The sequence below is a fragment of the Mycobacterium sp. genome (assembly GCF_049281135.1).
Taxonomy (GTDB): Bacteria; Actinomycetota; Actinomycetes; order Mycobacteriales; family Mycobacteriaceae; genus Mycobacterium.
Genome location: NZ_JBAPRN010000282.1, coordinates 1 through 8,260, shown reverse-complemented (window position 1 = coordinate 8,260; position 8,260 = coordinate 1). Strand labels below are relative to the sequence as shown.

Genomic DNA, 8,260 nt, shown 5'->3' with positions numbered 1-8,260 from the left:
CGCCTCGCGGCGGCACTGCGGATCGGTGCCGACGACATCTTCGACGCGGGCGCCCGCCTGCCCGAGCGCGTCGATGTCGTTATCGAGACGGTGGGCTCGGCGACTTGGGCGCATTCGGTGCGTACGGTGCGGCCGGGCGGCGTCGTCGTGGTCGCCGGCGCGACCACGGGCGCGACCGTCGAACTCGACCTGGGCCGTATCTTCCTGCAGCACGTGTCGATCCTCGGTTCGACGATGGGCACCCTCGACGATCTGCGGTTGTTGGCCCGGTTCTGCGCCCTGCACGGCGTGACCCCGCCGGTCGACGCCGTCTACCCGCTCGCGGCAGCACGGGACGGGGTAGCCCGACTGGAATCGGGTGACGCCATCGGCAAGGTCCTTGTTGACCCGTCCGCAGCTAGCGTCAAATGGCCGAAATGATGGTATGTTTGAGATTCATGTTTGGGGGCTTTAGCGCGCCAGTCAACGCAGACAGCGTCCGCACTCGGAGGAAACGGCATGACCACTACGCTCAACACGAAAGCGCCCGATATCCAGATCGACTTGTACTCCGCGGCGTCGTTCAGCAACGGGCACCCGTTCGAGCAGTATCGCTGGTTACGCGCTAACGCGCCGGTGTATCGCCACCCGGCCCCCGACGGCGGGTTCTTCTGGGCGGTCACCCGCAACGCCGATATCCGTCACGTCGAACACCATCCCGAGCTGTTCCGGTCAGCGCCGGGGGTGATGATTCTCGACATGAACGTCGAGGCCGGCTTCCTGGCAATGGACGCCCCGCGACACCCGCAATTCCGTAAAGTCGTGGCGCCCATGCTGATTCCCCCGAAGGTCAAGCTGATGCTGCCCAATTTGCAGCAAATCGCGGCCTCGATCGTCGACGAGATCGCCGCGCTGGGTGAGTGTGATCTCGTCGACGCGGTTGCCGGGCGCATGGCGGGCTTCACCGCGGCGGCGTTTCTTGGCATCCCGCGATCCAGCGGACAGCGCCTACACGAGCTGTTCATGATCAGCCACAGCTCCCCGGACGTGGTCGGCGAAGAGGCCATGAACGCCGCGACGATGGAGATCGTCGGCATGGGATTTGAGACGTTCACCGAGAAGCGAGCCCACCCAGGAGACGACGTGTTCAGCGCGTACGCCAACATGGAGGTCGACGGACGTCTCATCACCGACTTGGAATTCGTGGGCAATTTCGTCCTGCTGACCGACGGCGGCCTCGACACCTCACGCAACTTGATCTCGGGCGGCATGAAGCTGCTCTTCGACCACCCGCAGGTCCGCCGACAGCTTGTCGACGACATCGACGCCTTGCTCCCGGGAGCCATCGAAGAGATGTTGCGGCTACTGTCGCCCGTGGTCTACATCCGCCGGGTAGCTACCCAGGACACCGAATTGGCCGGGCAAAAGATCGCCGAAGGCGACCGCGTCGCCATCTACTACGGGTCCGGCAACCGCGACGAGGCGGTTTACACCGATCCCGAGGCGTTCGAGATCACCCGCAAGCGCAGTGAGCACATCGCCTTCGGCGGCGGGGGTCCACATTTCTGCGTGGGCTCGCACCTCGGCCGCGCCGAAGGCGCGATCATGATCCGCGAACTACTCATCAGGCTGCCCGACATCGAGCAAGCGGGACCGGAATCCTGGGCCGCCACCAGTCTGACGTCAGGGCTCTCGCGCCTGCCGGTCAGGTTCACCCCACAGTAAGCAAGCCCGCATGCCCATCGTCTATGTGTTCGGTGCCGACCAGGCCTGAGGGGCAACCGTTCCGACAACTGGGGAGCCCAACGCACAGCCTTGACCATAAGTCGACTTATGGTAATCTCGCCTGAAAGGGGTTGTGTGACACAGGTCATAAGCTGCGAGGTCGAAGGACTCATCCAAAGCGGAGCGATGTCCGTGGATGGGAAATTGAATCGAAAGTAGATTAAGGAGAGCAATGGGGTTCAAGGACGCGGCGGAGGTCACGAAATACATCGGCGGCATCTTCGAGACCGCCTTCGGCGATGCGGAGATCGGTCCCAAGCTGGTTGACACCGGACTCGTAGTGGCGTTCGACTTCACCGACCCCGAGGCTGTCGTCGTCATCGACATGGCGAACAAATCCGTGCGCGAAGGCCTGGCGGGCGGACCGGCACCGATGGCGACGATGTCCATGACGGCCGATACCGGAAACGGGTACTGGCAGGGCAAGGTCAATCTGCCGCTGGCCATGGCCAAGAAGAAGATCAAGGTCGAAGGTAACGTGGCGAGCCTGCTCAAGCTGGCTCCGCTCGGCAAGAAGCTCTATCCCGGCTATATCGAGCGACTCAAGAACGACGGTCGCGACGACCTGCTCGTCTAAAAGTATGTTTCCGGGTACCCACGCGGCGTCTGCACCCGACCGACCGGCCGTGATCATGGCCGAGTCGGGCCGAGCGCTAACCTACCGAGAACTTGACGACAATTCGGCTCTGCTGGCCGCCGCGCTATACGGAATGGGCCTGCGCAAGGGCGATGTCATCGCCATGGTCTCGGACAACGCCGCCGAAGCGTTCGAGATCTACTGGGCTGCACTACGTTCCGGTCTGTACATCACCGCCGTGAACTGGCATTTGGCCGCAGAGGAAGCGGCCTACATCCTGCGCGACAGCGGAGCCCGGGTGGTCGTGGCCTCCGTCGGTGTGCGAAAACTGGCCGAGCAACTGCGCGACTTCGTTCCTGAGGTGCAGCGGTGGTATTCCTTCGGTGGCGCTATCACCGGTTACCTGCCCTATGGCGAGCTGCTGGCCGCGGCAGCACCACGACTGACCGATCAGCCGCGCGGTTCGGAGATGTTGTACTCGTCGGGCACCACTGGACGACCCAAGGGCATCAAGCCGCACCTGCTGCCGATCCAGGTCGACCAGCCCGGCGACCCGCTTGTCGGGCTGTTGGAGCACGCCTTCAAGATCACCGGTGATGACATCTACCTGTCGCCGGCGCCGATTTACCACACCGCCCCGCTGAGGTGGTGCGGCGGCGTTCAGTCGCTGGGCGGCACGGTGGTTCTCATGGAGCGCTTCGACGCCGAAAAGGCGCTGGCTGCCATCCAGAAATACGGGGCGACCGTCACCCAGGTGGTCCCCACGATGTTCGTGCGGATGCTGCAATTGCCAGACGCAATCCGCCAAGCCTACGACGTCTCTTCGCTGCGAATGGCGGTGCACGCCGCCGCGCCCTGCCCGCCCGACGTCAAAGAAGCGATGATCGACTGGTGGGGTCCGCTTCTCGTCGAATACTACGGTGCGACAGAGGGGCATGGCACCACCGTGATCGCCACTGCGGAGTGGAAAAACAAGCGTGGGTCGGTCGGCAAAGCCGCGCTCGGTGTCCTGCGCATCTGCGACGACGACGGCAACGAGCAGCCGCCGGGCACGATTGGCACCGTCTACTTCGAACGCGACGTCGTGCCCTTCGAATATCACAACGATCCCGAAAAGACCGCTTCCTCAAGGCATCCGGCACACCAGAATTGGTCTACCGTCGGCGACATCGGTTATGTCGACGAAGATGGCTACCTGTTCTTGACCGATCGCAAGGCATTCATGATCATCTCCGGTGGGGTGAACATTTACCCGCAGGAAGTCGAGAACGTCCTTGCACTGCACCCGATGATTTTCGATGTCGCGGTGATCGGGGTGCCCGATCCGGAAATGGGCGAACGGGTCAAAGCGGTGGTTCAATTGCGTCCCGGGACAACACCATCCGCCGAACTGGCCGACGAGATCATCGACTACGTCCGGGAGCGTATCGCGCATTACAAAGCACCCCGCACCGTCGACTTCGTCGACGAGCTACCCCGGACAGCCACCGGAAAGCTCGTGAAGAGAACTCTCAAAGCCCGCTATACGGAGGCGACCGCATGACTACTGAGATACCGCCGAAGATCGACCGCCCGCCCTTCGATCCGGTGAGCATCTCGCCGTTGGATTTCTGGGCGCGAAGCTTCGACGAGCGCGAGAAGGCGTTCAAGATCCTTCGCGACGAAAGCCCGGTCAGCTGGCACCGCCCGATTCAGGGCTCCATGATGGAGCCCGAGATCGACGGCGTCTGGGTGGTCACGCGCCACGAGGACGTCAGCTACGTCAGCAAGAACCCAGAGATCTTCTGCTCCGGGCAGGGCATCACGTTCGAGTCCGTTCCCGAAGAGATGCTCGAGGCGGCCCAGTCCTTCCTGGGCATGGACGGTGCGAAGCACTCGAGCCTGCGAAGGCTCGTCAGCTCGGTCTTCACCCCGCGCCAAGTCGCCAAGATCGAGGACCAGATCGATCACCAGGCGAAGTCGATCATCGACGACCTGCTCAAGACGAAGGAGGGTGACTTCGTCCAGCAGGTGTCCAAGCGTCTGCCGATGTGGACCATTTACGAGATGCTTGGCCTGCCCGAGGACGAGCGCGATGAGGCTGCGCACCTGGCCGAGGGCATGGTGGCCTGGGCCGATCCCGATGTCGCCGCCGGTCGTGAACCCGCCGAGGTGCTGACCGATTCGCTGGTCGGACTGCTCAATATCGGAATCAGTTTGGCCGAGAGCCGGCGTGCACATCCGCAGAACGACCTGATGACCTCGCTGGTGCAGGCCGAGGTCGAGGGGCGGCGGCTCACCGACGACGAGCTTGGCCCGTACTTCGTCCTGCTTTCGGTAGCGGCTAACGACACCACCCGCACCACCACCACTTTCACCACGATCGCGTTGCAGCAGTTCCCCGAGCAGAAAGCGTTGCTGGAGAAGGATTTCGACGGGCGCATCAAGGTCGCCATCGAGGAGTTCGTCCGCTGGACGACCCCGGTGATGACGTTCCGCCGCACCGCCACCCAGGACACCGAGCTACGCGGCCAGCACATTCGCGAGGGTGACTGGGTGACGATGGTTTACTCGTCAGCCAACCGCGACGAGCGGGTGTTCACCAACCCTTACGAATTCGACATCACCCGATCGCCTAACCCCCACGTTGCATTCGGGGGCGGTGGCGCGCACTTCTGCATGGGGGCTTTCATGGCGAAGATGCAGCTGGAGTCGATCTTCCGGGAGCTGATCTTCCGGGCGCCGAACCTGCGGGTCGGTGAACCGGAATACCTGACCGGCAACTTCATCACCGCCGTCAAATCCCTGCCCTACACCCTCGACTAGGAGAGCCATGACTGACTTTTCCGGCAAGCGCTACGTCGTTACCGGCGCGGCATCAGGCATCGGCCATGCGGTCGCCGAGCGGTTGCTGGCCGCGGGTGCGGAGGTCCACTGCCTGGACCGAAACCAGCCGACCGCCAAGGTAACCCAACACATAGCAGTCGACCTGGCGAACCCGCACAGCATCGACACCGCCGTAGAGCAACTCGGCGGCGAATTCGACGGGCTGATCAACGTTGCCGGTATCCCCGGCACCGCGCCCGCCGACTTGGTGTTGGCCGTCAACAGCCTGGCGGTGCGTCACTTGACCGAGTCGTTCTTCGAACGCCTGAAGCCAAGCGGTTCGGTCACCATCGTGTCGTCGACCGCCGGCTTCGGCTGGCCGCAGCGTCTTGAGGCGATCCGCGACCTGCTGGCCACCGATACCTTCGAGGAGGGTGCGGCCTGGTTCAAGGCCAATCCGCAGCAGGGTAATGCGTACAACTTCTCCAAAGAAGTCACCACCGTCTACGCCATGTCGATGGGCTTGGCGTTGGCCGAGATGGGGTTTCGGATCAACGCGGTGCTGCCCGGGCCGGTAGAGACGCCGATCCTGGTTGACTTCGAGGAGTCGATGGGTAAGGACACCCTCGACGGATTGAAGAATCTGCTTGGCCGGCACGCCGACCCGGGCGATATCGCCGATGTGGTGCTGTTTTTGGCCTCCGACGATGCCCGCTGGGTCAACGGCCAGGCGCTTGCCGTCGATGGCGGCATCACCGGAGCGGTGGCAAGTGGCGTGGTGCCAGCCCCCGAAATCTAAGGTTGTCAGGGAGAATCTGTGACTATTCATGCACCGGAGACGACCGGTAACGCAGCCGTGCTTGCCGACCTACGGCGGGTCTTCGCTGGTGGCCGCACCCGCGCCCTGGAATGGCGGTTAGAACAGCTGCGCGCGATCGAGCGCTTCCTCGACGAGCGAGAGCCGGAGATCGCGGCGGCGCTGGCCGAAGACCTGGGCCGCTCGCCAGCGGAGGCGTGGCTGGGCGATGTCGCTTCGTCCAAGGGTGAAGCTGTCTATGCACGCAAGCATCTGCGGAAGTGGATGCGCAGGCGGCGGGAGTCGTTGCCCTTGGCGCAGCTACCTGGTCGCGCATGGGTGCAGTACGACCCGCTGGGTGTGGTGCTGGTCATCGGGCCGTGGAACTATCCGCTGTATCTGAGCGTGGCGCCGCTGGTTGCCGCGGTCGCTGCCGGCAACTGTGCGGTCATCAAGCCCTCCGAGCTGGCGCCCGCCACCTCGGCGCTGTTGGCGCGGGTGCTCCCGCAATATGTCGATGCCGACGCCGTGCGGGTCGTCGAGGGCGACGCCGCCACCACTCAGGAGTTGCTGGCGGCGGGATTCGACCATGTCTTGTTTACCGGCGGCACGGAGGTCGGTAAGAGGATCATGGCCGCTGCCGCGCCGACCCTGACCCCGGTGACGCTGGAACTCGGCGGCAAAAGTCCGGTAATCGTCACGGCCGACGCCGACATCGATGTCGCGGCCCGACGCATCGCCTGGGTGAAGCTGTTGAATTCGGGCCAGACCTGCATCGCGCCGGACTATGTGCTGGCCGATCACAGGATCGCTGCCGATTTGGTCGACAAGATTGTCGCCAACGTCCGCGACTTCCGAGCGGACGAGGCGGATCCGGGGTTGCGGATCGTCAACCAACGTCAGTTCGACCGATTGGTTTCGTTGATAGCCACCACCGAAGGCAAGGTGGTCACCGGCGGCCGCTCGGACGGCGCCTCGCTGCGGATCGAACCGACGTTGATCGTCGACCCACCACCGACCGATCCGGTGATGGCTGATGAAATCTTCGGCCCGATACTGCCTGTCCTCACCGTCGAATCCCTCGACCAAGCAGTGCAGTTCGTCAACGGCCGTCCAAAGCCCTTGGCGTTATACGTCTTTTCCTCTGCGCAGCTTGGCCGCGACCTGATTGACCGCATCCCGTCCGGCGGCGCGGTAGTCAACCACGTCGCTATGCACTGTCTGGTGCCCGCACTGCCGTTTGGTGGTGTCGGCGCCAGCGGCATGGGTGCGTATCACGGCAAGTGGGGCTTCGAAGCCCTCAGCCACCGCCGCGCAGTGCTGTCCAAACCGGCAAGACCCGATCTGCGCCTGGTCTATCCGCCCTACAGCCAACGGGCGCTGGCCATCATGCGGAGGCTGTTCTGATGAAAGTCAAAGTCGACACCGCCAAGTGTTCGGGAATCGGATTGTGCGAGGTCAGCGCACCGACGGTATTCCAGGTGGGTGACGACGGCCAGTCGCACGCAATCGATCCCGAACCGCCGGAAGACGACCGAGCAGCAGTCGAAGAGGCCGTGAACAACTGCCCGACCGGCGCGCTGTCTATCGAGGGCTGAGACCAGGTCAGCGCTGGGCAGCGCCTCAGGGCGCCGTCAAACCACCGCCGGGCTCGTCGGGCCGCTGGGTGACCCCGTAGAGCACCAAGGCGATAATCTCCTCGATGATCGTCGCCGTGTCAGGCCGGCGGCCCGCGGGGAAGATCCAGTCGTCGAACAACACGATCGCCAGGATCATCCCCGTCGCGCCCGCGATCGTGGCATCCGATGCCTGCAGACCTGGGTAGCCGTGGATCTCGCTTTCGGCCACGACGATGTTCCGCATCACCACGAGGCCCTCGGTGAACTGCCGACTGACCCGATCGGCGATCACCCCCAGCACGCCGTCGTCAGCTGACGCCGTGACCAGTAGCCGCATCGTGTCGCGGTGCTCGTGCAGCATCGTGAAGAAGCCGGTCGCATAACGCCGCATCAGTTCGGCGGGGTCGACCTCCCCCAGCGGCTGCGAGGACCAGTACGCCGCGTGATCATCGAGGAACTGCTTGAGCGGCCCCAGCATTGTGGCCTCGAAGAGATCGGCCTTGGACTCGAAGTGCCGGTAGAGGGTCGCCGCGTCGATGCCCGCCTTGTCGACTATCTGCTGGGTCGTGGTGGCCCGGTAGCCCTGCGCCTCGAACAGTGTGCCCGCCGCATCGAGGAGCTGCTGGTGGATCTCCCCGGACGTTCGCCTCGGTGCGCGACGTTTCCGCTGGGGGACGGTCACCACGCACCTCATCCTAC

General features: G+C 63.9%; 9 protein-coding genes. 8 read left to right on the top strand and 1 reads right to left on the bottom strand.

Features of this window, described 5'->3' with window-relative positions:
• From WAN02_RS11460 to WAN02_RS11425, 8 genes are all read left to right on the top strand, one after another.
• Positions 1-420: zinc-binding dehydrogenase (locus WAN02_RS11460; RefSeq protein WP_422264286.1), on the top strand; the 420-nt coding region annotated here is incomplete at its 5' end.
• 78 nt (positions 421-498) lie between these two features.
• A complete protein-coding gene (locus tag WAN02_RS11455; protein WP_422264285.1) occupies positions 499-1,704 on the top strand; it encodes a cytochrome P450 in 1,206 nt (401 codons plus the stop codon).
• 232 nt (positions 1,705-1,936) lie between these two features.
• A complete protein-coding gene (locus tag WAN02_RS11450) occupies positions 1,937-2,341 on the top strand; it encodes an SCP2 sterol-binding domain-containing protein (RefSeq protein WP_422264284.1) in 405 nt (134 codons plus the stop codon).
• Between the two features lie 4 nt (positions 2,342-2,345).
• Positions 2,346-3,884 (top strand): acyl-CoA synthetase, encoded by a 1,539-nt coding sequence (locus tag WAN02_RS11445; RefSeq protein ID WP_422264283.1) that lies wholly within the window; start codon positions 2,346-2,348, stop codon positions 3,882-3,884.
• Complete coding sequence (locus tag WAN02_RS11440; RefSeq protein WP_422264282.1) at positions 3,881-5,146, top strand: cytochrome P450; 1,266 nt, start codon at positions 3,881-3,883, stop codon at positions 5,144-5,146. The genes WAN02_RS11445 and WAN02_RS11440 overlap by 4 nt, the downstream gene beginning before the upstream one ends.
• Positions 5,147-5,153: 7 nt before the next feature.
• Positions 5,154-5,945 (top strand): coniferyl-alcohol dehydrogenase, encoded by a 792-nt coding sequence (locus WAN02_RS11435; protein WP_422264281.1) that lies wholly within the window; start codon positions 5,154-5,156, stop codon positions 5,943-5,945.
• Between the two features lie 18 nt (positions 5,946-5,963).
• On the top strand, positions 5,964-7,349 hold the full coding sequence (locus WAN02_RS11430; RefSeq protein WP_422264280.1) for an aldehyde dehydrogenase family protein: 1,386 nt from the start codon (positions 5,964-5,966) through the stop codon (positions 7,347-7,349).
• Positions 7,349-7,540: a ferredoxin gene (locus tag WAN02_RS11425; RefSeq protein ID WP_422264279.1), complete on the top strand. Its 192-nt coding sequence runs from the start codon at positions 7,349-7,351 to the stop codon at positions 7,538-7,540. Before WAN02_RS11430 ends, WAN02_RS11425 begins: the two co-directional genes overlap by 1 nt.
• Before the next feature lie 25 nt (positions 7,541-7,565).
• Here WAN02_RS11425 and WAN02_RS11420 read toward each other — a convergent pair.
• Positions 7,566-8,260 (bottom strand): TetR/AcrR family transcriptional regulator (locus WAN02_RS11420; RefSeq protein ID WP_422264278.1); only part of this gene is annotated, 695 nt, incomplete at its 5' end.

Bases quoted from the DNA above. Each gene is read 5' to 3' on its own strand.
- WAN02_RS11455 (WP_422264285.1), top strand. From the start codon at position 499: ATGACCACTACGCTCAACACGAAAGCGCCCGATATCCAGATCGACTTG.
- WAN02_RS11450 (WP_422264284.1), top strand. From the start codon at position 1,937: ATGGGGTTCAAGGACGCGGCGGAGGTCACGAAATACATCGGCGGCATC.
- WAN02_RS11440 (WP_422264282.1), top strand. From the start codon at position 3,881: ATGACTACTGAGATACCGCCGAAGATCGACCGCCCGCCCTTCGATCCG.
- WAN02_RS11425 (WP_422264279.1), top strand. From the start codon at position 7,349: ATGAAAGTCAAAGTCGACACCGCCAAGTGTTCGGGAATCGGATTGTGC.
- WAN02_RS11445 (WP_422264283.1), top strand. From the start codon at position 2,346: ATGTTTCCGGGTACCCACGCGGCGTCTGCACCCGACCGACCGGCCGTG.
- WAN02_RS11435 (WP_422264281.1), top strand. From the start codon at position 5,154: ATGACTGACTTTTCCGGCAAGCGCTACGTCGTTACCGGCGCGGCATCA.